Source organism: Stenotrophomonas sp. STEN031, from assembly GCF_056759975.1.
In genome coordinates, this window is the sequence record NZ_JBRREA010000028.1 from 36,010 (window position 1) to 58,402 (window position 22,393).

General features: G+C 61.8%; 33 protein-coding genes. All 33 read left to right on the top strand.

Going from position 1 to position 22,393, the window contains the following annotated elements; genetic code table 11:
• The first annotated feature begins 145 nt into the window (after positions 1 to 145).
• The 33 genes from rpsL (at position 146) to ACVOLQ_RS13635 (ending at position 22,137) form a co-directional block, all read left to right on the top strand.
• Positions 146 to 520 carry a 30S ribosomal protein S12 gene (gene rpsL / locus ACVOLQ_RS13475; protein WP_004145320.1) on the top strand — a complete coding sequence of 125 codons (375 nt, stop codon included), beginning with the start codon at positions 146 to 148 and terminating at the stop codon, positions 518 to 520.
• Positions 521 to 530: 10 nt separating this feature from the next.
• Positions 531 to 998: a 30S ribosomal protein S7 gene (gene rpsG, locus ACVOLQ_RS13480; RefSeq protein WP_057630019.1), complete on the top strand. Its 468-nt coding sequence runs from the start codon at positions 531 to 533 to the stop codon at positions 996 to 998.
• Positions 999 to 1,133: 135 nt separating this feature from the next.
• Positions 1,134 to 3,275, top strand: a complete 2,142-nt coding sequence (fusA, locus tag ACVOLQ_RS13485) for an elongation factor G (protein WP_481528351.1) — start codon at positions 1,134 to 1,136, stop codon at positions 3,273 to 3,275.
• A 51-nt stretch (positions 3,276 to 3,326) separates the two neighbouring features.
• Complete coding sequence (gene tuf, locus ACVOLQ_RS13490) at positions 3,327 to 4,517, top strand: elongation factor Tu (RefSeq protein ID WP_313174233.1); 1,191 nt, start codon at positions 3,327 to 3,329, stop codon at positions 4,515 to 4,517.
• Positions 4,518 to 5,870: 1,353 nt separating this feature from the next.
• Positions 5,871 to 6,182, top strand: a complete 312-nt coding sequence (gene rpsJ, locus ACVOLQ_RS13495; protein WP_010341589.1) for a 30S ribosomal protein S10 — start codon at positions 5,871 to 5,873, stop codon at positions 6,180 to 6,182.
• An 11-nt stretch (positions 6,183 to 6,193) separates the two neighbouring features.
• Complete coding sequence (rplC, locus tag ACVOLQ_RS13500; RefSeq protein ID WP_481528352.1) at positions 6,194 to 6,844, top strand: 50S ribosomal protein L3; 651 nt, start codon at positions 6,194 to 6,196, stop codon at positions 6,842 to 6,844.
• A 12-nt stretch (positions 6,845 to 6,856) separates the two neighbouring features.
• A complete protein-coding gene (rplD, locus tag ACVOLQ_RS13505) occupies positions 6,857 to 7,462 on the top strand; it encodes a 50S ribosomal protein L4 (protein ID WP_481528353.1) in 606 nt (201 codons plus the stop codon).
• The gene (gene rplW, locus ACVOLQ_RS13510) at positions 7,459 to 7,758 is read left to right on the top strand and encodes a 50S ribosomal protein L23 (RefSeq protein ID WP_057629589.1); all 300 of its coding nucleotides are present in this window, start codon (positions 7,459 to 7,461) and stop codon (positions 7,756 to 7,758) included. Before rplD ends, rplW begins: the two co-directional genes overlap by 4 nt.
• Positions 7,759 to 7,768: 10 nt before the next feature.
• On the top strand, positions 7,769 to 8,596 hold the full coding sequence (gene rplB, locus ACVOLQ_RS13515) for a 50S ribosomal protein L2 (protein WP_132862501.1): 828 nt from the start codon (positions 7,769 to 7,771) through the stop codon (positions 8,594 to 8,596).
• Between the two features lie 6 nt (positions 8,597 to 8,602).
• Positions 8,603 to 8,872 (top strand): 30S ribosomal protein S19, encoded by a 270-nt coding sequence (gene rpsS, locus ACVOLQ_RS13520; protein WP_057629591.1) that lies wholly within the window; start codon positions 8,603 to 8,605, stop codon positions 8,870 to 8,872.
• Positions 8,873 to 8,884: 12 nt separating this feature from the next.
• Positions 8,885 to 9,220 (top strand): 50S ribosomal protein L22, encoded by a 336-nt coding sequence (rplV, locus tag ACVOLQ_RS13525; RefSeq protein ID WP_054657198.1) that lies wholly within the window; start codon positions 8,885 to 8,887, stop codon positions 9,218 to 9,220.
• 18 nt (positions 9,221 to 9,238) lie between these two features.
• Positions 9,239 to 9,973, top strand: a complete 735-nt coding sequence (gene rpsC / locus ACVOLQ_RS13530) for a 30S ribosomal protein S3 (protein WP_481509900.1) — start codon at positions 9,239 to 9,241, stop codon at positions 9,971 to 9,973.
• A gap of 5 nt (positions 9,974 to 9,978) precedes the next feature.
• Positions 9,979 to 10,392, top strand: a complete 414-nt coding sequence (gene rplP, locus ACVOLQ_RS13535) for a 50S ribosomal protein L16 (protein ID WP_057629593.1) — start codon at positions 9,979 to 9,981, stop codon at positions 10,390 to 10,392.
• Positions 10,392 to 10,577 carry a 50S ribosomal protein L29 gene (rpmC, locus tag ACVOLQ_RS13540; RefSeq protein ID WP_054657204.1) on the top strand — a complete coding sequence of 62 codons (186 nt, stop codon included), beginning with the start codon at positions 10,392 to 10,394 and terminating at the stop codon, positions 10,575 to 10,577. Before rplP ends, rpmC begins: the two co-directional genes overlap by 1 nt.
• A gap of 11 nt (positions 10,578 to 10,588) precedes the next feature.
• Positions 10,589 to 10,858, top strand: coding sequence for a 30S ribosomal protein S17 (gene rpsQ, locus ACVOLQ_RS13545; protein ID WP_303749032.1), 270 nt, complete (start codon positions 10,589 to 10,591; stop codon positions 10,856 to 10,858).
• A gap of 13 nt (positions 10,859 to 10,871) precedes the next feature.
• Positions 10,872 to 11,240: a 50S ribosomal protein L14 gene (rplN, locus tag ACVOLQ_RS13550; RefSeq protein WP_019186153.1), complete on the top strand. Its 369-nt coding sequence runs from the start codon at positions 10,872 to 10,874 to the stop codon at positions 11,238 to 11,240.
• Between the two features lie 16 nt (positions 11,241 to 11,256).
• Positions 11,257 to 11,574, top strand: coding sequence for a 50S ribosomal protein L24 (rplX, locus tag ACVOLQ_RS13555; protein ID WP_053519745.1), 318 nt, complete (start codon positions 11,257 to 11,259; stop codon positions 11,572 to 11,574).
• 11 nt (positions 11,575 to 11,585) lie between these two features.
• The gene (gene rplE / locus ACVOLQ_RS13560) at positions 11,586 to 12,128 is read left to right on the top strand and encodes a 50S ribosomal protein L5 (RefSeq protein ID WP_062169033.1); all 543 of its coding nucleotides are present in this window, start codon (positions 11,586 to 11,588) and stop codon (positions 12,126 to 12,128) included.
• A gap of 18 nt (positions 12,129 to 12,146) precedes the next feature.
• Entirely contained in the window at positions 12,147 to 12,452 is a 306-nt protein-coding gene (rpsN, locus tag ACVOLQ_RS13565) for a 30S ribosomal protein S14 (protein WP_481528354.1), read from the top strand.
• A gap of 214 nt (positions 12,453 to 12,666) precedes the next feature.
• Positions 12,667 to 13,065 carry a 30S ribosomal protein S8 gene (rpsH, locus tag ACVOLQ_RS13570; RefSeq protein WP_481528355.1) on the top strand — a complete coding sequence of 133 codons (399 nt, stop codon included), beginning with the start codon at positions 12,667 to 12,669 and terminating at the stop codon, positions 13,063 to 13,065.
• A 15-nt stretch (positions 13,066 to 13,080) separates the two neighbouring features.
• The gene (gene rplF, locus ACVOLQ_RS13575; RefSeq protein ID WP_481528356.1) at positions 13,081 to 13,608 is read left to right on the top strand and encodes a 50S ribosomal protein L6; all 528 of its coding nucleotides are present in this window, start codon (positions 13,081 to 13,083) and stop codon (positions 13,606 to 13,608) included.
• Positions 13,609 to 13,641: 33 nt separating this feature from the next.
• Complete coding sequence (rplR, locus tag ACVOLQ_RS13580) at positions 13,642 to 13,995, top strand: 50S ribosomal protein L18 (protein WP_481528357.1); 354 nt, start codon at positions 13,642 to 13,644, stop codon at positions 13,993 to 13,995.
• 161 nt (positions 13,996 to 14,156) lie between these two features.
• Positions 14,157 to 14,699, top strand: coding sequence for a 30S ribosomal protein S5 (rpsE, locus tag ACVOLQ_RS13585; protein WP_481528358.1), 543 nt, complete (start codon positions 14,157 to 14,159; stop codon positions 14,697 to 14,699).
• A complete protein-coding gene (gene rpmD / locus ACVOLQ_RS13590; RefSeq protein ID WP_062169020.1) occupies positions 14,692 to 14,883 on the top strand; it encodes a 50S ribosomal protein L30 in 192 nt (63 codons plus the stop codon). Before rpsE ends, rpmD begins: the two co-directional genes overlap by 8 nt.
• A 6-nt stretch (positions 14,884 to 14,889) precedes the next feature.
• Positions 14,890 to 15,333, top strand: a complete 444-nt coding sequence (rplO, locus tag ACVOLQ_RS13595) for a 50S ribosomal protein L15 (RefSeq protein ID WP_481528359.1) — start codon at positions 14,890 to 14,892, stop codon at positions 15,331 to 15,333.
• Between the two features lie 7 nt (positions 15,334 to 15,340).
• Positions 15,341 to 16,696: a preprotein translocase subunit SecY gene (gene secY, locus ACVOLQ_RS13600; RefSeq protein WP_313494611.1), complete on the top strand. Its 1,356-nt coding sequence runs from the start codon at positions 15,341 to 15,343 to the stop codon at positions 16,694 to 16,696.
• A gap of 346 nt (positions 16,697 to 17,042) precedes the next feature.
• Positions 17,043 to 17,399 (top strand): 30S ribosomal protein S13, encoded by a 357-nt coding sequence (gene rpsM / locus ACVOLQ_RS13605; protein ID WP_057629605.1) that lies wholly within the window; start codon positions 17,043 to 17,045, stop codon positions 17,397 to 17,399.
• A gap of 12 nt (positions 17,400 to 17,411) precedes the next feature.
• Positions 17,412 to 17,804, top strand: coding sequence for a 30S ribosomal protein S11 (rpsK, locus tag ACVOLQ_RS13610; RefSeq protein WP_057629606.1), 393 nt, complete (start codon positions 17,412 to 17,414; stop codon positions 17,802 to 17,804).
• Between the two features lie 14 nt (positions 17,805 to 17,818).
• The gene (gene rpsD, locus ACVOLQ_RS13615) at positions 17,819 to 18,448 is read left to right on the top strand and encodes a 30S ribosomal protein S4 (protein WP_057629607.1); all 630 of its coding nucleotides are present in this window, start codon (positions 17,819 to 17,821) and stop codon (positions 18,446 to 18,448) included.
• A 54-nt stretch (positions 18,449 to 18,502) separates the two neighbouring features.
• Positions 18,503 to 19,501: a DNA-directed RNA polymerase subunit alpha gene (locus ACVOLQ_RS13620; protein WP_062169013.1), complete on the top strand. Its 999-nt coding sequence runs from the start codon at positions 18,503 to 18,505 to the stop codon at positions 19,499 to 19,501.
• Positions 19,502 to 19,694: 193 nt separating this feature from the next.
• Entirely contained in the window at positions 19,695 to 20,081 is a 387-nt protein-coding gene (gene rplQ, locus ACVOLQ_RS13625; protein WP_481528360.1) for a 50S ribosomal protein L17, read from the top strand.
• A 144-nt stretch (positions 20,082 to 20,225) separates the two neighbouring features.
• Positions 20,226 to 20,741 carry a disulfide bond formation protein B gene (locus tag ACVOLQ_RS13630; protein WP_481528361.1) on the top strand — a complete coding sequence of 172 codons (516 nt, stop codon included), beginning with the start codon at positions 20,226 to 20,228 and terminating at the stop codon, positions 20,739 to 20,741.
• A 28-nt stretch (positions 20,742 to 20,769) separates the two neighbouring features.
• On the top strand, positions 20,770 to 22,137 hold the full coding sequence (locus ACVOLQ_RS13635) for a class II 3-deoxy-7-phosphoheptulonate synthase (protein WP_481528362.1): 1,368 nt from the start codon (positions 20,770 to 20,772) through the stop codon (positions 22,135 to 22,137).
• The last annotated feature ends 256 nt before the right edge of the window (positions 22,138 to 22,393 follow it).

The window sequence follows — 22,393 nt, forward strand, 5'->3', positions numbered from 1 at the left end:
TCAGGGCTGGCTTGACATGGGCTTGTTTGACTGGGCTCTTGACAAGTTGCTACAATCGTCTGTCTCAGCAGGCCAAAATTTTGGCCTGCTTTACAATTTCCGCATCCTGGCCGTTTTTTACGGCCCCAATCAGAAGAACCTACTGATGGCGACGATTAACCAGCTGGTACGCAAGCCGCGCCAAGCTACCACCTACAAGAGTGCCTCGCCGGCGCTCGACAAGTGCCCGCAGCGCCGTGGCGTCTGCACGCGCGTGTACACCACCACCCCGAAGAAGCCGAACTCGGCTCTGCGCAAGGTTGCAAAGGTCCGCCTGACCAACCAGGAAGAAGTGATTTCCTACATCGGTGGTGAAGGCCATAACCTGCAGGAGCACTCCGTGGTCCTGATTCGCGGCGGCCGTGTAAAGGATCTGCCGGGTGTGCGTTACCACACCGTCCGTGGCTCACTCGACGCCGCCGGCGTTGCCAAGCGTCGTCAGGCGCGTTCCAAGTACGGCGCCAAGCGTCCGAAGGCCTGAGGAGTAAGACATGTCACGTAAAGGTAATACCCCCCAGCGTTCGGTCCTGCCGGATCCGAAGCACAAGAGCGAAACCATTGCCCGCTTCATCAACATGGTGATGCTGAGCGGCAAGAAGTCCGTTGCTGAAAAGATCGTCTATGGCGCCATGGACGTGATCAGCGAAAAGAACCCGAACGCAATCGAGCTGGTGCAGAAGGCACTGGACAACGTTGCGCCGGGCGTGGAAGTGAAGTCGCGTCGCGTCGGTGGTGCCACCTATCAGGTGCCGGTCGAAGTGCGTGCTTCGCGCAAGATGGCCCTGGCCATGCGCTGGCTGATCGACTCGGCGCGTAAGCGCGGCGAGAACACCATGCCGCGCAAGCTGGCTGCTGAACTGCTGGACGCTTCGGAAAACCGTGGCGGCGCCATCAAGAAGCGTGAAGAAACCCACCGTATGGCGGAAGCGAACAAGGCCTTCGCTCACTACCGCTGGTGAGTTGTGGGGGCCTTGGAAACAGGGCCCCTGGCACCCATGTGGTGCTGCTTGTAGCGCTTTGAGCGCTGCTTAAATCCGAAGGCCGCCGCAAGGCGGCGTTCGGCCATCCGAATTCCAAGAAATTGAGAGGCTCCCGTGGCCCGCACCACTCCTATCGAGCGTTACCGTAACTTCGGCATCATGGCCCACATCGATGCCGGCAAGACCACCACGTCCGAGCGCATCCTGTTCTACACCGGCAAGAGCCACAAGCTCGGTGAAGTGCATGATGGCGCCGCCACCATGGACTGGATGGAGCAGGAGCAGGAACGTGGCATCACGATCCAGTCCGCTGCTACCACCGCGTTCTGGAAGGGCATGGACAAGTCCCTGCCGGAGCACCGTTTCAACATCATCGACACCCCCGGGCACGTTGACTTCACCATCGAAGTCGAACGCTCCCTGCGCGTGCTCGACGGCGCGGTGTTCGTGCTGTGCGCCGTTGGTGGCGTGCAGCCGCAGTCCGAGACCGTGTGGCGCCAGGCCAACAAGTACCAGGTGCCGCGCATCGCGTTCGTCAACAAGATGGACCGTACCGGTGCCAACTTCCTGAAGGTCCGTGACCAGCTGAAGGCCAAGCTCGGCGCCGTCGCCGTGCCGATGCAGCTGCCGATCGGCGCTGAAGAAGGCTTCAAGGGCGTGGTCGACCTGCTCAAGATGAAGGCCATCCATTGGGATGAGGCTTCGCAGGGCATGAAGTTCGAGTACGGCGATATCCCGGCTGACATGCAGGCAGCGGCTGAAGAAGCCCGCACCTTCATGATCGAGACCGCGGCTGAAGCCAGCGAAGAGCTGATGGAAAAGTACCTGGGCGGCGAAGAGCTGGGCGAGGCCGAAATCATCCAGGCCCTGCGTACCCGTACGCTGGCCGTTGAGATCGTGCCGATGTTCTGTGGCTCGGCGTTCAAGAACAAGGGCGTGCAGGCCATGCTGGACGGCGTGATCCAGCTGCTGCCGTCGCCGGTCGACGTGCCTGACGTGAAGGGCACCGACGTTGACGACGACTCCATCGAGATGACCCGCAAGTCGGACGACAAGGCGCCGTTCTCGTCGCTGGCGTTCAAGATCATCACCGACCCGTTCGTCGGCGCGCTGACCTTCTTCCGCGTCTACTCCGGCGTGCTGAACGGTGGCGACACCGTGCTGAACTCGGTGAAGAACAAGAAGGAGCGCATCGGCCGCATCCTGCAGATGCACTCGAACAACCGCGAGGAAATCAAGGAAGTTCTGGCCGGTGACATCGCTGCTGCCGTGGGCCTGAAGGACACCACCACCGGTGACACCCTGTGCTCGATCGATGCACCGATCGTGCTTGAGCGCATGGTGTTCCCGGAGCCGGTGATCTCGATGGCCGTCGAGCCGAAGACCAAGTCGGACCAGGAAAAGATGGGTCTGGCGCTGGGTCGTCTGGCACAGGAAGATCCGTCGTTCCGCGTCAAGACCGACGAAGAATCCGGCCAGACCATCATCTCCGGCATGGGCGAGCTGCACCTGGACATCATCGTCGACCGCCTGAAGCGCGAGTTCAACGTTGAAGCCAACGTCGGCAAGCCGCAGGTGGCCTACCGCGAAACCATCCAGGCTGCTGACGTCAAGTCGGATTACAAGCACGCCAAGCAGTCCGGTGGTAAGGGTCAGTACGGTCACGTCGTGATCGAGCTGTCGCCGATCACCGCTGAAGACCGTGCCGATCCGAAGCTGGCTGCTGCCATCAAGGACGACTTCCTGTTCATCAACGACATCACCGGCGGCGTGATCCCGAAGGAATTCATTCCTTCCGTGGAAAAGGGCCTGCGCGAAACCATCACCAGCGGTCCGCTGGCTGGCTTCCCGGTGGTGGACGTCAAGGTCAAGCTGGTGTTCGGCTCGTACCATGACGTTGACTCGTCGGAAATGGCGTTCAAGCTGGCTTCGTCGATGGCCTTCAAGCAGGGCTTCGCCAAGGCCAAGCCGGTGCTGCTGGAGCCGATCATGAAGGTCGAGATCGTGACCCCGGAAGACTACCAGGGTGACGTGATGGGCGACGTCAGCCGTCGTCGTGGCGTGCTGCAGGGTTCGGGCACCACCGGTGATGGCTCGGCCAGCATCATCAACGCGATGATCCCGCTGGGCGAAATGTTTGGTTACGCCACTGCGCTGCGTTCGCAGACCCAGGGTCGCGCAACCTTCACGATGGAATTCGACCACTACGAGCCGGCGCCGAACAACATCGCCGAAACCGTCATCAAGAAGGGCTGAGTCTTAGACTCAGCCTCTCCCTCCAAGTTTTAGCTAATCAAGGAATTACACATGTCCAAGGGTAAGTTCGAACGTACCAAGCCGCACGTCAACGTCGGCACCATCGGCCACGTCGATCATGGCAAGACCACGCTGACCGCTGCACTGACCAAGATCGGTGCAGAGCGCTTCGGTGGCGAGTTCAAGGATTACTCCTCGATCGACGCCGCGCCGGAAGAAAAGGCACGTGGTATCACGATCTCGACCGCGCACGTTGAGTACGAATCCGAGACCCGTCACTACGCCCACGTGGATTGCCCGGGCCATGCTGACTACGTCAAGAACATGATCACCGGTGCCGCCCAGATGGACGGCGCGATCCTGGTCTGCTCGGCCGCTGACGGCCCGATGCCGCAGACCCGCGAGCACATCCTGCTGTCGCGTCAGGTCGGCGTGCCGTACATCGTCGTGTTCCTGAACAAGGCTGACATGGTTGACGATGCCGAGCTGCTGGAACTGGTCGAAATGGAAGTGCGCGAGCTGCTCTCCAAGTACGACTTCCCGGGCGACGACACCCCGATCGTGCACGGTTCGGCTCGTATGGCGCTGGAAGGCGACCAGAGCGACATCGGCGTGCCGGCCATCCTGAAGCTGGTCGATGCACTGGACAGCTGGATCCCGACCCCGGAGCGTGACGTCGACAAGCCGTTCCTGATGCCGGTGGAAGACGTGTTCTCGATCTCGGGCCGCGGCACCGTGGTGACCGGTCGTATCGAGCGCGGCGTGATCAAGGTCGGCGAAGAAATCGAAATCGTCGGTATCCGTCCGGTCCAGAAGACCACCGTCACCGGCGTGGAAATGTTCCGCAAGCTGCTGGACCAGGGTCAGGCAGGTGACAACGCCGGTCTGCTGCTGCGCGGCACCAAGCGTGACGACGTCGAGCGTGGCCAGGTTCTGGCCAAGCCGGGTTCGATCAAGCCGCACACCCAGTTCGAAGCCGAAGTCTACGTTCTGTCGAAGGACGAAGGCGGCCGTCACACCCCGTTCTTCAAGGGCTACCGTCCGCAGTTCTACTTCCGTACCACCGACATCACCGGTGCGGTTGAGCTGCCGGAAGGCGTCGAGATGGTGATGCCGGGCGACAACGTGAAGATGGTTGTCACCCTGATCAACCCGGTGGCAATGGACGAAGGTCTGCGCTTCGCTATCCGCGAAGGCGGCCGTACCGTCGGCGCCGGCGTGGTTGCAAAGATCATTGCCTGATAACGCTGCGCTTCCTCGCGAAGCAAGGTGTTGAAGAAGGGCGGCCTCCGGGCCGCCCTTTTTTTGACTGTCGGGTGAGCGGGTGTGGGACGGGGCAGGGGGCTCGTGCGGCACGTGTGTTTGGCGCTTCTGGTGTGAGGGGTCTGGCGTTTCAGGGGCTGGGAGGTTTCGGTGCCAAAAGCTTCAAGGCTCATGGGCTGTGGCGGCCCAAGGCTTCAATCGGCTAAACAAGCCAGAAACCAGAAACCAGGGGCCAAGAAGCTGAAGATCAAAAGTCAAAGGCTTCCCCTCACCCCAACCCCTCTCCCGTAAACGGGAGAGGGGCTAGCGCTCCGCCAGCCCGCAGTCTGCCAGTGACCGACGCATTCCGAGCCCCTCTCCCGTAAACGGGGGAGGGGCTAGCACTCCGCCAGCCCGCCGTCTGCCAGCGACCGACGCATTCCGAGCCCCTCTCCCGTAAACGGGAGAGGGGCTAGCGCTTCGCCAGCGCACAGTCCGCCAGCGACCGACGCATTCCGAGCCCCTCTCCCGGTTTACGGGAGAGGGGCTAGCGCTCCGCCAGCCCGCAGTCCGCCAGCGACCGACGCATTCCGAGCCCCTCTCCCGTTTACGGGAGAGGGGTTGGGGTGAGGGCAGCTTTTCGCGAAAGTCCGGACAGTCTGAATAGGGTGAGGCTGCAGCCCGGATGAATTGTTACTTCCGCTTCGCCCGCATGGATAATGCTGCTCCCTGGGGGAAGTGGCAGGGCTGACGTATTCGCATCCGGGCCTGTTCAGGGTTTGCCTGGTTCCGGCCGGCGCAAGTGTCGGGCCTGGGCGGGGTAGGGCGCTCGACGCGGTGCCGTTACACCTGTTACCCGGCGTTCTCACTGCCGCCCCTGCCTCTGGCCATTCATCCTGCAGTTGGCCGGGACATTAGCATCCGCGCAGATCGGCCACGCAGTTGCCAGGGTCAAAACCCGCATATACGCGCGAAACCCCGTAAATCCGGCTGCCAGCTGAAGCACCCCATACCTCGGCAGAGGGGTGAGTTGCAATAGGAAAAGAATACTGACAGAATGCACGACCACTCGCGGAAGTGCCCGTTTACGGGAATTCCGCAACCAGCGAAAAGAGGGGCAGGACGCACCTCGTATTCGCCAGACAAGGACAGGTCGCATGGGAGGCACTCCGTTGAACGGGGTGTTTTTTGTGCGTTTGAACATGTCTGGGGCGGGCCGGGAAACCGGGCCGCCCTGCTGTTATGAAAGGATTCGCGCGACGGGCAGTGCTTCGGCGCTAAACGTCGTTTTCATGGGGTTCGGCACACTCAGGGGCCGAACCTGTCGCTCTTTAGACCTATAGGAACACCGTCATGGCGGACCAAAAGATCCGAATTCGGTTGAAGGCGTTTGATCATCGTTTGATCGACCGTTCGGCCAGCGAGATCGTTGAAACGGCAAAGCGGACCGGCGCGCAAGTGCGTGGCCCGATCCCCCTGCCGACCAAGATCGAGCGTTACACCATCCTCGTCTCCCCGCACGTCGACAAGGACGCGCGTGACCAGTACGAGACCCGCACGCACAAGCGCGTGCTCGACATCGTCGACCCCAACGACAAGACCGTGGACGCGCTGATGAAGCTCGAACTGGCTGCCGGCGTCGACGTTCAGATCAAGTTGACCTGAGGACTACGACCATGACGAAGAAATATTCGTTGGGCTTCGTGGGCCGCAAGGCTGGCATGAGCCGCGTTTTCACTGAAGATGGCCAGTCCATCCCGGTGACCCTGATTGAAGCAACCCCGAACCGCATCGCGCAGATCAAGACCGTCGAAACCGACGGCTACAGCGCCGTGCAGGTGACCGTCGGCGCCCGTCGCGCTGCGCTGGTCAACAAGCCGGAAGCCGGTCACTTCGCCAAGGCGAAGGTTGAAGCCGGTCGTGGCCTGTGGGAATTCCGCGTTGAAGACGCACAGATCGGCGATTTCGCCATCGGTGGCGAAATCAAGGCAGACATCTTTGAAGTCGGCCAGACGGTTGACGTCCAGGGCGTCACCAAGGGTAAGGGCTTCCAGGGCACCATCAAGCGCCACAACTTCCGTATGGGCGATGCAACCCACGGTAACTCGCTGTCGCATCGCGCGCCGGGTTCGCTGGGTCAGCGCCAGACCCCGGGTCGCGTTTTCCCGGGCAAGAAGATGTCCGGCCACATGGGTGCTGTGCAGCAGAGCACGCAGAACCTGGAAGTGGTCAAGGTCGACGTCGAGCGTGGTCTGATTGCCATCCGCGGCGCCGTGCCTGGCGCAGCCGGTGGTGACGTGATCGTGCGTCCGGCTAGCAAGGCATAAGGAGAGATGACGATGGAACTCGTTATCACGGGTAGCAACAACAAGGTCTCGGTCTCCGACGCCGTGTTCGGTCGCGATTTCAGCGAAGATCTGGTTCACCAGGTCGTCGTTGCCTACCGCAATGCCGCACGTTCGGGCACCAAGGCACAGAAGACGCGTTCTGAAGTGGCTGGTACCACCAAGAAGTCGAAGAAGCAGAAGGGTGGTGGCGCTCGTCACGGTGCCCTGACTGCTCCGATCTTCGTCGGCGGTGGCGTCACCTTCGCGGCCAAGCCGCGTAGCTTCGAACAGAAGGTCAACCGCAAGCAGTATCGCGCCGCCATGTGCGCCATCCTGTCCGAGCTGAACCGCCAGGGCCGCCTGACCATCGTTGAGGCGTTCGACGTCGACGCGACCAGCACCAAGGCTCTGATCACCAAGCTGGCTGGCCTGGAAGTGGGCAAGCGCCCGCTGATCGTCACCGAAGAGGCTTCCGAGCACCTGTACCTGTCCGCTCGCAATCTGCCGTATGTGCAGGTGCGTGACGTGCAGGGCCTGGACCCGGTCGCTCTGGTCGGTGCCGACACGGTCGTCATCACCGCTGATGCGGTCAAGAAGGTCGAGGAGTGGCTGGCATGAGCGCCAACGAAAAAATCTTCAGCGTGCTGCGTGCACCGCGAGTCTCTGAAAAGACCGCGCGCCTGCAGGAAATCTCCAACCAATACGTCTTCGAAGTTTCGAACGAAGCCACCAAGGCCGATGTAAAGGCCGCGGTTGAGCAGCTGTTCGACGTCAAGGTCGAGTCGGTCAACGTGCTGAACGTGAAGGGCAAGAACAAGTCCTTCCGTAACCGCGCAGGCCGCCGCGGCGATTGGCGCAAGGCGTATGTGCGTCTCGCCGATGGCCAGTCCATCGATGTAACGGCCAAGGCCTGAGGTACATCCCATGCCATTGATGAAATTCAAGCCCACCTCCGCAGGCCGTCGTTCGGCCGTGCGCGTGGTCACGCCCGATCTGCACAAGGGCGCACCGCACGCAGCGTTGCTGGAGCCGCAGAGCAAGTCCGGTGGTCGTAACCACCACGGTCGCATCACTACCCGTCACGTGGGTGGTGGTCACAAGCAGCACTACCGTCTGATCGACTTCAAGCGCAACAAGGAAGGCATTCCGGCACGCGTGGAACGTATCGAATACGATCCGAACCGCACTGCCCATATCGCCCTGCTGTGCTATGTCGACGGCGAGCGTCGCTACATCATCGCCCCGAAGGGCCTGAAGGCAGGTGACCAGGTCATCTCGGGCGCTCACGCCCCGATCAAGACCGGCAACACCCTGCCGCTGCGCAACATCCCGGTCGGTACCACCGTCCACGGGATCGAGCTGAAGCCGGGCAAGGGCGCCCAGATCGCCCGTGCTGCTGGTGCAGGCGTGCAGCTGGTCGCTCGTGAAGGCATCTACGCCACCCTGCGCCTGCGCTCGGGTGAAATGCGTAAGGTGCCGGTCGAATGCCGCGCCACCATCGGTGAAGTCGGTAACGATGAGCACAACCTGGAAAAGCTGGGCAAGGCTGGTGCCAAGCGCTGGCGCGGCGTCAAGCCGACCGTCCGCGGTGCCGCCATGAACCCGGTGGATCACCCGCACGGTGGTGGTGAAGCCAAGGCCGGTCAGGGTAATCCGCACCCGGTCACCCCGTGGGGCGTTCCGACCAAGGGTTACAAGACGCGCCATAACAAGCGCACTCAGCAGTTCATCGTCCGCGATCGTAGGGGCTAATCGACCATGGCACGTTCACTCAAGAAGGGCCCGTTCGTCGATCACCACCTCGTCAAGAAGGTGGAGGCCGCTGCGGGCAGCAAGAAGCCGATCAAAACCTGGTCGCGCCGTTCGATGATCCTGCCGGAAATGGTAGGCGTCACCATCGCCGTTCATAACGGCAAGAACCACGTTCCTGTGCTCGTCAACGAGAACATGGTCGGCCACAAGCTCGGCGAATTTGCCGTCACCCGGACCTTCAAGGGTCACGGTGGCGACAAGAAGTCGGGCAAGTAAGGAGAGATGACAATGGAAGCGAAAGCAATCCTGCGCTCCGCGCGCATCTCTGCGCAGAAGGCTCGTCTGGTCGCTGACCAGGTGCGCGGTCTGCCGGCCGAGCGTGCGGTCAACCTGCTGAAGTTTTCGGACAAGAAGGCTGCCCACCTGATCAAGAAGGTGGTGGAGTCGGCTATTGCAAACGCCGAAAACAACCAGGGCGCTGACGTCGACGAGCTGAAGGTCAAGACCATCATGGTTGATGAAGGTCCGACCCTGAAGCGTTTCATGGCGCGGGCGAAAGGCCGCGGTACCCGCATCCTCAAGCGCACCAGCCACATCACTGTGGTTGTGGGCGCCGGCAAGTAAGCGGAAAGGATAAAGACCATGGGTCATAAAGTTCATCCGGTTGGTATCCGCCTCGGTATTTCCAAGGACTGGAACTCCAAGTGGTACGCCAACAAGGCCGAGTTCGCTGGTTACCTGGCAGCCGACCTGAAAGTACGTGAGATGCTGCGCAAGAAGCTTGCTCAGGCTGGCATCTCCAAGATCCTCATCGAGCGTCCGGCAAAGACGGCTCGCGTGACGATCCACACCGCCCGTCCGGGCGTGGTGATCGGCAAGCGCGGTGAGGACATCGAAAAGCTGCGTAAGGAAGTGAGCGAACTGATGGGCGTCCCGGCGCACATCAACGTCACCGAAGTGCGCAAGCCGGAGTTGGACGCACAGCTGGTTGCCGAGTCGATCGCGCAGCAGCTGGAGCGCCGCATCATGTTCCGCCGCGCCATGAAGCGCTCGGTCGGCAACGCGATGCGCCTGGGTGCCCTGGGCATCAAGGTCAACGTCGGCGGCCGCTTGAACGGCGCTGAAATCGCCCGTTCGGAGTGGTACCGCGAAGGCCGCGTGCCGTTGCACACCCTGCGTGCGGATATCGACTACGGTTTCGCTGAAGCCAGCACCACCTACGGCATCATCGGCATCAAGGTCTGGATCTACAAGGGTGAAGTCTTTGATTTCTCCCAGGTTGGCCAGGAAAAGCAGGACGACAGCCCGCGCAACGATCGTAACGATCGCGGCGACCGCGGTGACCGTCCGTCGCGCCCGGCTCGTGAAGCGAGGTAACGGCAATGTTGCAACCCAAGCGAACCAAATACCGCAAGATGTTCAAGGGCCGCAATGACGGCCTGAGCTGGAGCGCAAACGCCGTCAGCTTCGGCGAGTACGGTCTGAAGGCTACTGCCCACGGTCAGCTGACCGCGCGCCAGATCGAAGCGGCCCGCCGCTCGATCAGCCGCTACGTCAAGCGCGGTGGCAAGATGTGGATCCGCGTGTTCCCCGACAAGCCCATCACCAAGAAGCCCATCGAAGTCCGTATGGGTGCCGGTAAGGGTGGCGTGGAATACTGGGTCGCTCAGATCCAGCCGGGCCGCATGATTTATGAAGTCGAGGGCGTGACTGAGGAAGTGGCACGCGAGGCATTCCGCCTGGCAGCTGCCAAGCTCTCGGTGACCACCACTTTCGTAACCCGGACGGTGCGCTGATGGACATCAAACAACTCCGCGAGAAGTCGGCTGACGAACTCAAGGCCCACCTGACCGACCTGCGTAAGGAGCAGTTCTCGCTCCGTATGCAGCAGGTCACCGGCCAGCTGCCGAAGACCCACGAAACCCGCCGGGTGCGTCGCGAGATTGCTCGCGTCAAGCACCTGATCGGCAGCACGAAGTAAGGATGGCTGCGATGAGCGAAAATACTGAAAAGAAGACGCTGCGCACGGTCGAAGGCCGTGTCGTCAGCAACAAGATGGACAAGACGGTCACCGTGTTGGTGGAGCGCCAGGTCAAGCACCCGTTGTACGGCAAGTACATCAAGCGCTCGACCAAGCTGCACGCACACGACGCCGACAACGCCTGCAACGAAGGCGATGTCGTGCGCGTGACCGAGATTGCTCCGATGTCCAAGACCAAGAACTGGCGCGTGGTGGAAGTCATCACGCGTGCAGCTGAATAAGGAGATCTGACTCATGATTCAGATGCAGAGCTACCTTGATGCTGCGGACAACTCCGGTGCCAAGGAACTGATGTGCATCAAGGTGCTGGGTGGTTCCAAGCGCCGTTATGCCCACATCGGCGACATCATCAAGGTCACCGTGAAGGACGCAATTCCGCGCGGCAAAGTCAAGAAGGGTGAAGTGTATGACGCCGTCGTGGTGCGTACCCGCAAGGGTGTGCGTCGCGCCGATGGCTCGCTGATCCGTTTCGACGGCAACGCTGCGGTCCTGCTCAACAACAAGCAAGAGCCGATCGGCACCCGCATCTTCGGACCGGTGACCCGTGAACTTCGTTCGGAGAAGTTCATGAAGATCGTCTCGCTCGCTCCCGAAGTTCTGTGAGCGCCAGGAGATAGTCATGGCTAACCGTATCAAGAAGGGCGACCAGGTTGTCGTCAACACCGGCAAGGACAAGGGCAAGCAGGGCGAAGTCGTCCGCGTCGACGGCGACCGTGTGGTCGTTGCCAACGTGAACATCGTCAAGCGCCACACCAAGCCGAACCCGCAGGCAGGCGTTGCCGGCGGCGTGGTCGAGCGTGAAGCGTCGATCCATATCTCCAACGTGAATGTGCTGAACCCGGCTTCGGGCAAGGGCGAGCGCGTTGGCTTCAAGGTGCTGGAGGATGGACGCAAACTGCGTGTGTTCCGCTCCAGCGGTGAGGCGCTCGACGCCTGAGGAATGACCTGATGAATTCACGTCTCGAAAAGTTTTACAAGGAAGAAGTGGTACCGGCGCTGACCAAGCAGTTCGGTTACACCAATCCGATGGAAGTGCCGCGCCTGGTCAAGGTCACCCTGAACATGGGTGTGGGCGAAGCTGCGACCAACAAGAAGGTTCTTGAGAACGCCGTTGCCGACATGACCAAGATCACCGGCCAGAAGCCGGTGGTCACCAAGTCGCGCGTCTCGGTGGCTTCGTTCAAGATCCGTGATGGTTGGCCGATCGGCTGCAAGGTCACGCTGCGTCGTGACACCATGTTTGAGTTCCTGGATCGCCTGATCAACATCTCGCTGCCGCGCGTGCGTGACTTCCGCGGCGTGTCGGGTCGTTCGTTCGACGGTCGTGGCAACTACAACATGGGTGTGAAGGAACAGATCATCTTCCCGGAAATCGACTTCGACGCCGTCGACGCGATCCGCGGTATGGATATCGCCATCACCACCACCGCCAAGACCGACGCGGAAGCCAAGGCGCTGCTTGCAGCGTTCAAGTTCCCGTTCCGTAACTGATTCGTCGAGGATACAGAAATGGCAAAGACCTCCATGGTCAACCGCGACATCAAGCGGAAGAAGCTGGCTCTGAAGTACGCCGACAAGCGTGCTGCTCTGAAGAAGATCGTGTCCTCGTTGGACGCGAGCTACGAAGAGAAGATCGAGGCTGCAACCAAGTTGTCGAAGCTGCCGCGCGATTCGTCGCCGAGCCGCCACCGCAACCGTTGCGAACTGTCGGGTCGTCCGCGTGGCGTCTACAGCAAGTTCGGCCTGGGCCGCAACAAGCTGCGTGAAGCCACCATGCGCGGCGACGTGCCGGGCCTGCGCAAGGCAAGCTGGTAAGCAACAACCCGGCCGGGCCGCAAGGCCCGGTCAGGTCGCCGGAAGGGCAACCTGAAGGTAAAGCAAAGAGTCCGACGCAAGTCGGACTTTTTGTCGTATAATCCCGCTTCTTGCCTGCCCGAAACGGCGGCAGGTGCGTCAAGGGCCCTGGCCCATCCCAGGAAAACACGAGATTTTCGCGAAAGCGGATATCGGTGCACTCAAAGGTATCTACATGAGCATGACTGATCCCATCGCCGACCTGCTGGTCCGCATCAAGAATGCGGCCGCGGTTGGCAAGCAGACGGTGAAAGCCCCGTCGTCCAAGGTCAAGGTGGCCATTGCCCAGGTCCTGAAGGACGAGGGTTACATCACCGACCTGCGCGTCAACAACATCGAAAACAACAAGGCCGAGCTTGAAATCGTCCTGAAGTATTTCGAAGGCAAGCCGGTCATCGCGACCCTGAAGCGCTTCTCGCGTTCGGGCCTGCGCCAGTACCGTGGCAAGTCCGAGCTGCCGAAGGTCCTGAACGGCCTGGGCGTCGCCATCATTTCCACCTCCAAGGGCATCATGACTGATGCGCAGGCGCGCCAGTTGGGCGTCGGCGGCGAAGTCCTGTGCTTCGTGGCTTAAGGGAAGGAGTCCACTATGTCCCGCGTAGCCAAGAAGCCGATCAACCTGCCCAAGGGCGTTGAACTGACCATCCAGCCGGAAGTTGTGAGCGTGAAGGGCCCGAAGGGCGCCCTGTCGCTGAACAAGGCCGCTGGCGTTGAAATCACTCTCGACAACGGCGTTGCCACGCTGAGCCCGAAGGACATCACCTTCGACGCGCTGACCGGCACCGTGCGTTCGATCCTGGCCAACATGGTGCAGGGCGTGTCCGAAGGCTTCGAGCGCAAGCTGGAGCTGGTCGGCGTGGGTTACCGCGCTGCCATGCAGGGCAAGGACCTGAACCTGTCGCTGGGCTTCTCCCACCCTGTCGTGTTCGTGGCGCCGGAAGGCATCACCCTGTCGACCCCGACCCAGACCGAAATTCTGGTGCAGGGCGCTGACAAGCAGGTCGTCGGTGAAGTTGCCGCCAAGATCCGCGGCTACCGTCCGCCGGAGCCCTACAAGGGCAAGGGTGTGAAGTACGCCGGTGAAGTCATCATTCGCAAGGAAGCCAAGAAGGCCTAATTCCTAGGTTTTCAGCTTTCGAGGATAAAGAACATGAACAAGAACATCGCCCGTCTGCGTCGCGCCAAGTCGACCCGTTCGCACATCCGTACCCTGGGCGTGGCTCGTCTGTCGGTGCTGCGCACCGGTCAGCACCTGTACGCACAGGTCTTCACCGCCGATGGCTCCAAGGTGCTGGCTGCTGCCAACACTGCCCAGGCTGAAGTGAAGGAAGGCCTGAAGAACGGCAAGAACATCGATGCCGCCGCCAAGGTTGGCAAGATGATTGCAGAGCGCGCCAAGGCTGCCGGCATCGAGAAGGTCGCTTTCGACCGCTCGGGCTACCGCTACCACGGTCGCATCAAGGCTCTGGCTGACGCTGCCCGCGAAGGCGGCCTGCAGTTCTAAGCAAAACAGGGAAGGGGCCTTTGGCCCCTTTCCGCCTGCCTGCCGGTACGGGTTTGTACCGGGCGCCTTTCGTTCTTATGCAGCGCTGGGTGAAACAACGCTTCATTTCACAACCATAAGCGGCTTCGAGCCGTACATACCCAATCAATCAAGGAATCGAAATGGCAGAAGAGCGTCAGCAGCGGGGTCGCGATCGCGACCGTAACCGCGAAGAGAAAATCGACGACGGCATGATCGAAAAGCTGGTTGCGGTCAACCGCGTCAGCAAGACCGTCAAGGGCGGCCGCCAGTTCACCTTCACCGCACTGACCGTGGTCGGTGATGGCGAAGGCAAGGTCGGTTTCGGTTATGGCAAGGCGCGCGAAGTGCCGGTCGCCATCCAGAAGTCGATGGAGCAGGCTCGCAAGAACCAGGTCAGCGTTGATCTGAACAACGGCACCCTGTGGCACACCATCAAGGATGGTCACGGCGCAGCTCGCGTGTTCATGCAGCCGGCTTCGGAAGGTACGGGCGTCATCGCCGGCGGTGCCATGCGTGCCGTGCTGGAAGCCGTGGGCGTGAAGAACGTTCTGGCCAAGGCCACCGGTTCGCGTAACCCGATCAATCTGGTTCGCGCCACCCTGAAGGGTCTGGCCGGTGCACAGTCCCCGGCCCGTATTGCTGCCAAGCGCGGCAAGAAGGTGGAGGATCTGAACCATGGCTAATGAAACCGTCAAGACCGTGAAGGTGCGCCTGGTGCGCGGCCTGCGTGGCACCCAGTCGCGTCACCGCCTGTCGGTGCGTGCCCTGGGCCTGAACAAGCTCAATGATGTGCGTGAACTGAAGGACAGCCCGCAGGTTCGCGGTCTGATCAACAAGGTTCAGTACCTCGTCCAGGTTGAGGAGTAATCGACCATGACTATGCGTCTCAATGAACTGAGCCCGGCACCGGGCGCCCGTACCGAGCGTACCCGCGTCGGTCGTGGTATCGGCTCCGGCCTGGGCAAGACCTGCGGCCGCGGCCACAAGGGTTCGTTCGCCCGTAAGGGTGGCGGCAAGATCAAGGCTGGCTTCGAAGGCGGCCAGACCCCGATGCAGCGTCGTCTGCCGAAGATCGGCTTTTTCTCGCACAAGGCCAAGGACACCGCAGAAGTGCTGTCCTACCACCTTGATCGCCTGGAAGCCGGTGAGATCGACCTGGCCGCACTGCGTGCAGCCAAGCTGATCCCGGCTGCTGCAAAGAAGGTCAAGATCGTCCTGAAGGGCGAGCTGAGCAAGGCGTTCATCCTGAAGGGTGTTGCTGCCACTGCTGGCGCCAAGGCCGCGATCGAAGCTGCCGGCGGCAGCGTACAGGAGTAACTGAAACATGGCGCAAGCTGGCATCGGTAACCTCGCGGCAGGGGCGGGCAAGTTCACTGAACTTCGCCAACGCCTGTTGTTCGTACTTGGGGCATTGCTCGTCTATCGCATCGGCTGTTATGTGCCGGTGCCGGGCGTCAATCCCGATGCCATGCTTGCGCTCATGCAGGCGCAGGGCGGCGGTATCGTGGACATGTTCAACATGTTCTCGGGCGGCGCTCTGCACCGTTTCAGCATCTTCGCGTTGAACGTGATGCCGTATATCTCGGCATCCATCGTGATGCAGCTGGCGGTGCACATCTTCCCGGCCCTGAAGGCCATGCAGAAGGAAGGTGAGTCCGGCCGTCGCAAGATCACGCAGTATTCGCGCATCGGCGCGGTGCTCCTGGCGGTAGTGCAGGGCGGTAGTATCGCGCTGGCACTGCAGAACCAGGTGTCGCCGGGCGGTGCACCGGTGGTGTATGCGCCGGGCATGGGCTTCGTGTTGACCGCCATCGTGGCGTTGACCGCAGGCACCATCTTCCTGATGTGGGTGGGTGAGCAGGTGACCGAGCGCGGCATCGGCAACGGTGTGTCGCTGATCATCTTCGCCGGCATCGTGGCAGGCCTGCCGGCCGCCGTGATCCACACCGTCGAGGCTTACCGTGACGGCAACATGAGCTTCATTTCGTTGCTGATCATCGTGCTGGTGGTGCTGGCCTTCACCTACTTCGTGGTGTTCGTCGAGCGCGGCCAGCGCCGCATCACCGTCAATTACGCCCGCCGCCAGGGGGGCCGTAATGCCTACATGAACCAGACCTCGTTCCTGCCGCTGAAGCTGAACATGGCAGGTGTGATCCCGGCGATCTTCGCCTCCAGCATCCTGGCTTTCCCGGCCACGCTGGCAATGTGGTCCGGCCAGGCCAGCTCGGCTACCTGGCTGCAGAAGGTGGCCAACGCACTGGGCCCGGGCGAGCCGCTGCACATGATCGTGTTCGCTGCGCTGATCACCGGCTTTGCGTTCTTCTACACCGCGCTGGTGTTCAACTCGCAGGAAACCGCCGACAACCTGAAGAAGTCGGGCGCGCTGATCCCGGGTATTCGTCCGGGCAAGGCCACGGCCGAGTACATCGATGCCGTGCTGACCCGCCTGACCGCCGCCGGCTCGCTGTACCTGGTGATCGTCTGCCTGCTGCCGGAAATCATGCGCACCCAGCTCAATGCCTCCTTCTACTTCGGCGGCACCTCGCTGCTGATCGTGGTGGTGGTGGTGATGGACTTCATCGCCCAGGTGCAGGCACACCTGATGTCGCACCAGTACGAAAGCCTGTTGAAGAAGGCCAACCTGAAGGGCGGCAACCGCGGCGGTTTTGCACGCGGCTGATTCACCGGTTATACTTTCCGCTTCATAGCGAGAAACCCGCTCCGGTTCCCGGGGCGGCTTTCCAAACAGAAGGGCGGCCCCTGCAGCGGTTTCGGGTGGGGGTGTGATGTGGTTGTTCCGCGCGGGAGTAGCGCGGGCGGCTCGGAGATCACTCTCCTTGCCAGGCACATCCGGCGCCGGAGCATGGGCACACTCCCCACGCCGGGTCTGTGGAACGTTGCGTTCCACGACTTCAAAGCAAACCGAGACCTTGTTAGTATCGCTAGTTCACTTTTTTGATCCATCCTGCCGGATTGGCGCGCCTCGTGGTGCGCAGTCGGCCATCACTCAGCTGGAGAACCGCGTCATGGCGCGTATTGCAGGCGTCAACCTGCCAGCCCAGAAGCACGTCTGGGTCGGGTTGCAAAGCATTTACGGCATCGGCCGTACCCGTTCGAAGAAGGTCTGCGAAGTCGCAGGCGTTGCTTCGACCACCAAGATCCGCGACCTGTCGGAGCCGGAAATCGATCGTCTGCGCCTGGAAGTGGGCAAGTACATCGTTGAAGGCGATCTGCGTCGCGAAATCGGCATTGCCATCAAGCGCCTGATGGACCTGGGCTGCTATCGCGGCCTGCGTCACCGTCGTGGTCTCCCGCTGCGTGGTCAGCGCACCAAGACCAATGCTCGTACCCGTAAGGGTCCGCGCAAGGCTCTGAAGAAGTAAGGGACCTAGATAATGGCTAAGCCCGCTGCTGCAAAAACCAAGAAGAAGATCAAGCGCGTCATCACTGATGGCGTTGCCCACGTCCACGCTTCGTTCAACAACACCATCGTGACCATCACCGACCGTCAGGGCAATGCACTGTCCTGGGCGACCTCCGGTGGCGCTGGCTTCCGTGGTTCGCGTAAGTCGACTCCGTTCGCCGCACAGGTTGCCGCCGAAAAGGCTGGCAAGGCTGCGCTGGATTACGGCCTGAAGTCGCTGGAAGTCCGCATCAAGGGTCCGGGTCCGGGCCGTGAGTCGGCCGTACGTTCGTTGAACAACGTCGGCTACAAGATCACCAACATCATCGACGTGACGCCAATCCCGCACAACGGGTGCCGTCCGCCGAAGAAGCGTCGCGTCTAAAGGAGCGATAAGAAATGGCTCGTTATATCGGTCCTACCTGTAAGCTCGCCCGCCGCGAAGGCGCCGACCTCTCCCTGAAGAGCCCGGCCCGCGCGTTGGATTCCAAGTGCAAGCTGGAGCAGAAGCCCGGCCAGCACGGCGCCACTGCCCGCAAGGGCAAGCTGTCCGACTACGCCACCCAGCTGCGCGAAAAGCAGAAGGTCAAGCGTATCTACGGTCTGCTGGAGCGTCAGTTCCGCAACTACTACAAGAAGGCCTCGACCAAGAAGGGCAACACCGGCGAGAACCTGCTGCAGTTGTTGGAAACCCGTCTGGACAACGTCGTCTACCGCATGGGCTTCGCAGTGACCCGTCCGGCTGCCCGTCAGCTGGTCTCGCACCGCGGCGTCACGGTCAATGGCAAGTCGGTCAACCTGGCTTCGTACCAGATCAAGGCCGGTGACGCGATTGCACTGTCCGAGAAGGCTGCCAAGCAGCTGCGCGTCCAGGAAGCCCTGGTCGTTGCCGAGCAGCACGACCTCAGCCCGTCGTGGGTCGAAGTCGATTCGAAGAAGTTCAGCGGCGTCTTCAAGGCCGTTCCGGATCGTGCGGACCTGCCTGCGGATATCAACGAAGCGCTGATCGTCGAGTTGTATTCGAAGTAATTCACAATGGAGAACCTCCGGGTTGCACCGGAGGTTCGCAGGAGAACCCGCAACATGACGGTTACCGCAAACCAGGTTCTGCGTCCTCGCGGTCCGCAGATCGAACGCCTTACCGAGACCCGCGCCAAGGTCGTGATCGAACCCTTGGAGCGTGGTTACGGGCATACGCTGGGCAACGCCCTGCGTCGCGTGCTGCTGTCGTCCATCCCGGGCTTCGCCATTACCGAAGTCGAGATCGACGGCGTGCTGCACGAGTACACCACTCTGGAAGGCCTGCAGGAAGACGTGCTTGACGTCCTGCTGAACCTGAAGGACGTGGCGATCCGTATGCACACCGGCGACAGCGCCACCGTTTCCCTGTCCAAGCAGGGTCCGGGTGTTGTCACCGCTGCCGACATCAAGGTTGACCACAACGTCGAAGTGATCAACGGCGACCATGTGATCTGCAACCTGACCAAGGACACTGCGATCAACATGCGTCTGAAGGTCGAGCGTGGCTTCGGCTACCAGCCGGCTGCCGCACGTCGTCGTCCGGATGAAGAATCGCGTGCGATTGGTCGTCTGGTGCTTGACGCTTCGTTCTCGCCGGTCCGCCGCGTCGCTTATGCGGTGGAAGCCGCTCGCGTCGAGCAGCGCACCGATCTGGACAAGCTGGTCATTGATATCGAAACCAACGGCACGATCGACGCCGAGGAAGCTGTCCGCACCGCGGCCGACATCCTCAGCGATCAGCTGTCGGTGTTCGGTGATTTCACCCACCGCGACCGCGGTGCAGCCAAGCCGGCCAACAACGGCGTGGATCCGGTGCTGTTGCGCCCGATCGACGACCTGGAGCTGACCGTGCGTTCGGCCAACTGCCTGAAGGCCGAGAGCATCTACTACATCGGTGATCTGATCCAGAAGACCGAAGTGGAGCTGCTCAAGACCCCGAACCTCGGCAAGAAGTCGCTGACCGAGATCAAGGAAGTGCTGGCCCAGCGTGGCCTGTCGCTTGGCATGAAGCTGGAGAACTGGCCGCCGGCCGGTGTCGCCGCTCACGGCATGCTTGGTTGATAGCAATACCTGTTCCCCCGCATGGGCGACCATGCGGGGGAATATTGTTTCAGCAGTACCCGCGTCGACGGTTGATCAAGACCGCGATGCCGGTCGTCCAGGACGGGCGACCAGGACCATCCGCAGTCCACTTACAGCGCCAGGATGGCGACAACGAAGTCCAACGTCTCATCATTAATCAAGGAATATCACCATGCGTCACCAGAAGTCTGGCCGTAAGTTCAGCCGCACCAGCGCCCACCGCGAAGCAATGTTCAAGAACATGGCTGCCTCGCTGTTCAAGCACGAGCTGATCAAGACCACCCTGCCGAAGGCCAAGGAACTGCGCCGCGTTGCCGAGCCGCTGATCACCCTGGCCAAGGTTGATTCGGTTGCCAACCGCCGCCTGGCCTTCGCCCGCCTGCGTGACAAGGAAGCCGTGGGCAACCTGTTCACCATCCTGGGCCCGCGCTACGCCGGTCGTCCGGGTGGCTACCTGCGTCTGCTGAAGTGCGGCTTCCGCGCTGGCGACAATGCACCGATGGCCTACGTCGAGCTGGTGGACCGTCCGGCCGCCTTGGCGGAAGAAGTCGCCGAGTAATCGCGCACTTCCATCCATCGACGGATGCAACAGAAGCCCGGCCAATGCCGGGCTTTCTGTTTGGGTGGTTTCAGCTGCGATCACTGCTGATCGCGCGCGGGCGGCCTGCTACTCTTGCTGCATTGTCTATTCCGGAATGATGCGATGAACCCCTTGCGTTGGAGTTTCCGCGCGGAGTGCCTGCTGGGCTTCCTGATCTGCGCCGGCTTGCTGGCCTTTGCGATCTACATGCAGATCCAGATGGGGCTGGAGCCGTGCCCGCTGTGCATCTACCAACGCATCGCGTTCGCCGCCGTCGGCGTGCTGTTCCTGTTTGGTGCCATGCACGGCCCTGCCAGCCGCGGTGGACGCGCCGGTTACGGCGTGCTGACGCTGCTGGCGGCGCTGGTCGGCGCTGGCATTGCCGGGCGCCATGTCTACGTGCAATTGCTACCCAAGGACCTGGGCAGCAGCTGTGGCCCGCCGCTGAGCTTCCTGGCTGAGACCATGGGGCCGTTCGAGGTGTTCCGTACCGTGCTGACCGGCACCGGTGACTGCGGCAACATCGATTGGACCTTCCTTGGCCTGAGCATGCCGATGTGGAGCCTGGTGTGGTTTGTGCTGCTCGCCGGCTGGGCGCTGTACGTCGGCCTGCGCACCCGTAAAAAACGATTGATCTGACTCTTTGAATTCGACAACTGGTATCTGCATGAACGCTTTCTCTTCCCCGTCATCCGTCGCCACCGCCAGCAGTTGGGCGCCGGACAGCTGGCGAGGCAGGCCTGCGCTGCAGATGCCGACCTATCCCGATCCGCAGGCGTTGGAGGCGGCGTTGGGCGAACTGCGCCAGCTGCCGCCGCTGGTGACGTCCTGGGAGATCTTCGCGCTCAAGCAGCAGCTGGCCGAGGCGCAGGAAGGCAAGCGATTCCTGCTGCAGGGCGGCGACTGCGCGGAGAACTTCGCCGACTGCGAATCCGGGACGATTTCCAACCGGCTCAAGGTGCTGCTGCAGATGAGCCTGGTGCTGGTGCACGGCCTGCGCACGCCGGTGATCCGGGTGGGGCGCTTTGCTGGCCAGTACGCCAAGCCGCGTTCGGCCGATACCGAAACCCGTGACGGCGTGACCTTGCCGAGCTATCGCGGCGATGTGATCAATGCGCCGGCCTTCACCGAAGCTGCGCGCGTGCCGGACCCGCAGCGGATGATCACCGCGCATTCGCGCTCGGCGCTGACGATGAACTTCGTGCGGGCGCTGATCGATGGCGGCTTCGCCGACCTGCATCATCCCGAATACTGGAACCTTGCGTGGATGCGCTGCTCGCCACTGGCCGAGGAGTACCAGGAGATGGTGGCCTCGATCGGTGATGCGGTGCGTTTCATGGAGACCTTGTCGGGCTCCCAGGTGCACAACCTCAACCGCGTCGACTTCTACACCTCGCACGAGGCCTTGCTGCTGCCCTACGAGCAGGCGCTGACCCGGCAGGTGCCGCGCCAGAGCGGCTGGTTCAACCTGAGCACGCACTATCCGTGGATCGGCATGCGCACCGCGGCGCTGGATGGCGCCCACGTGGAGTACCTGCGCGGCGTGCGCAACCCGATCGCGATCAAGGTGGGGCCTTCGGTACAGCCGGATCAGCTGCTGCGTTTGATCGACGTGCTGAACCCGGACGACGAGCCGGGCCGGCTGAGTTTCATCCATCGCATGGGTGCAGCGCAGATTGCCGACAAGCTGCCGCCCCTGCTGGAGGCGATCAAGCGTGATGGCCGCCGCGTGTTGTGGGTCTGCGATGCGATGCATGGCAATACCGAGAGCACCAGCAACGGTTACAAGACCCGTCGTTTCGACAACATCCGCAGCGAGGTGGAGATGTCCTTCGACCTGCACGCCGCCGCCGGTACGCGCTTGGGTGGCGTGCACCTGGAGCTGACCGGCGAGGATGTCACCGAGTGCACTGGTGGCGCGCGTGAGCTCACCGAGCGCGATCTGGAGCGTGCCTACCGTTCCAGTGTGGACCCGCGCCTGAACTACGAGCAGTCGCTGGAAATCGCCATGGCCATCGTCCGCAAGCAAGGCTGAAGGCCGCTCCTGTAGTGCCGAGCCATGCTCGGCAGGGGCGTTACCGACAAAGCGGAACCTGTAGTGCCGAGCCACGCTCGGCAGAGGCCTTACCGGCAAAGCATCCCCTGTAGTGCCGAGCCATGCTCGGCAGAGGCTTTACCGGCAAAGCATCCCCTGTAGTGCCGAGCCATGCTCGGCAGAGGCTTTACCGGGAAAGCAGCCCCTGTAGTGCCGAGCCATGCCCGGCAGGGGCCTTACCGGGAATGCCCCATGC

Coding starts and splice junctions, on each gene's coding strand:
- rpsL (WP_004145320.1), top strand. CDS start 146: ATGGCGACGATTAACCAGCTGGTACGCAAGCCGCGCCAAGCTACCACC.
- rpsG (WP_057630019.1), top strand. CDS start 531: ATGTCACGTAAAGGTAATACCCCCCAGCGTTCGGTCCTGCCGGATCCG.
- tuf (WP_313174233.1), top strand. CDS start 3,327: ATGTCCAAGGGTAAGTTCGAACGTACCAAGCCGCACGTCAACGTCGGC.
- rpsJ (WP_010341589.1), top strand. CDS start 5,871: ATGGCGGACCAAAAGATCCGAATTCGGTTGAAGGCGTTTGATCATCGT.
- rplC (WP_481528352.1), top strand. CDS start 6,194: ATGACGAAGAAATATTCGTTGGGCTTCGTGGGCCGCAAGGCTGGCATG.
- rplD (WP_481528353.1), top strand. CDS start 6,857: ATGGAACTCGTTATCACGGGTAGCAACAACAAGGTCTCGGTCTCCGAC.
- rplW (WP_057629589.1), top strand. CDS start 7,459: ATGAGCGCCAACGAAAAAATCTTCAGCGTGCTGCGTGCACCGCGAGTC.
- rplB (WP_132862501.1), top strand. CDS start 7,769: ATGCCATTGATGAAATTCAAGCCCACCTCCGCAGGCCGTCGTTCGGCC.
- rpsS (WP_057629591.1), top strand. CDS start 8,603: ATGGCACGTTCACTCAAGAAGGGCCCGTTCGTCGATCACCACCTCGTC.
- rplV (WP_054657198.1), top strand. CDS start 8,885: ATGGAAGCGAAAGCAATCCTGCGCTCCGCGCGCATCTCTGCGCAGAAG.
- rpsC (WP_481509900.1), top strand. CDS start 9,239: ATGGGTCATAAAGTTCATCCGGTTGGTATCCGCCTCGGTATTTCCAAG.
- rplP (WP_057629593.1), top strand. CDS start 9,979: ATGTTGCAACCCAAGCGAACCAAATACCGCAAGATGTTCAAGGGCCGC.
- rpmC (WP_054657204.1), top strand. CDS start 10,392: ATGGACATCAAACAACTCCGCGAGAAGTCGGCTGACGAACTCAAGGCC.
- rpsQ (WP_303749032.1), top strand. CDS start 10,589: ATGAGCGAAAATACTGAAAAGAAGACGCTGCGCACGGTCGAAGGCCGT.
- rplN (WP_019186153.1), top strand. CDS start 10,872: ATGATTCAGATGCAGAGCTACCTTGATGCTGCGGACAACTCCGGTGCC.
- rplX (WP_053519745.1), top strand. CDS start 11,257: ATGGCTAACCGTATCAAGAAGGGCGACCAGGTTGTCGTCAACACCGGC.
- rplE (WP_062169033.1), top strand. CDS start 11,586: ATGAATTCACGTCTCGAAAAGTTTTACAAGGAAGAAGTGGTACCGGCG.
- rpsN (WP_481528354.1), top strand. CDS start 12,147: ATGGCAAAGACCTCCATGGTCAACCGCGACATCAAGCGGAAGAAGCTG.
- rpsH (WP_481528355.1), top strand. CDS start 12,667: ATGAGCATGACTGATCCCATCGCCGACCTGCTGGTCCGCATCAAGAAT.
- rplF (WP_481528356.1), top strand. CDS start 13,081: ATGTCCCGCGTAGCCAAGAAGCCGATCAACCTGCCCAAGGGCGTTGAA.
- rplR (WP_481528357.1), top strand. CDS start 13,642: ATGAACAAGAACATCGCCCGTCTGCGTCGCGCCAAGTCGACCCGTTCG.
- rpsE (WP_481528358.1), top strand. CDS start 14,157: ATGGCAGAAGAGCGTCAGCAGCGGGGTCGCGATCGCGACCGTAACCGC.
- rpmD (WP_062169020.1), top strand. CDS start 14,692: ATGGCTAATGAAACCGTCAAGACCGTGAAGGTGCGCCTGGTGCGCGGC.
- rplO (WP_481528359.1), top strand. CDS start 14,890: ATGACTATGCGTCTCAATGAACTGAGCCCGGCACCGGGCGCCCGTACC.
- secY (WP_313494611.1), top strand. CDS start 15,341: ATGGCGCAAGCTGGCATCGGTAACCTCGCGGCAGGGGCGGGCAAGTTC.
- rpsM (WP_057629605.1), top strand. CDS start 17,043: ATGGCGCGTATTGCAGGCGTCAACCTGCCAGCCCAGAAGCACGTCTGG.
- rpsK (WP_057629606.1), top strand. CDS start 17,412: ATGGCTAAGCCCGCTGCTGCAAAAACCAAGAAGAAGATCAAGCGCGTC.
- rpsD (WP_057629607.1), top strand. CDS start 17,819: ATGGCTCGTTATATCGGTCCTACCTGTAAGCTCGCCCGCCGCGAAGGC.
- ACVOLQ_RS13620 (WP_062169013.1), top strand. CDS start 18,503: ATGACGGTTACCGCAAACCAGGTTCTGCGTCCTCGCGGTCCGCAGATC.
- rplQ (WP_481528360.1), top strand. CDS start 19,695: ATGCGTCACCAGAAGTCTGGCCGTAAGTTCAGCCGCACCAGCGCCCAC.
- ACVOLQ_RS13630 (WP_481528361.1), top strand. CDS start 20,226: ATGAACCCCTTGCGTTGGAGTTTCCGCGCGGAGTGCCTGCTGGGCTTC.
- ACVOLQ_RS13635 (WP_481528362.1), top strand. CDS start 20,770: ATGAACGCTTTCTCTTCCCCGTCATCCGTCGCCACCGCCAGCAGTTGG.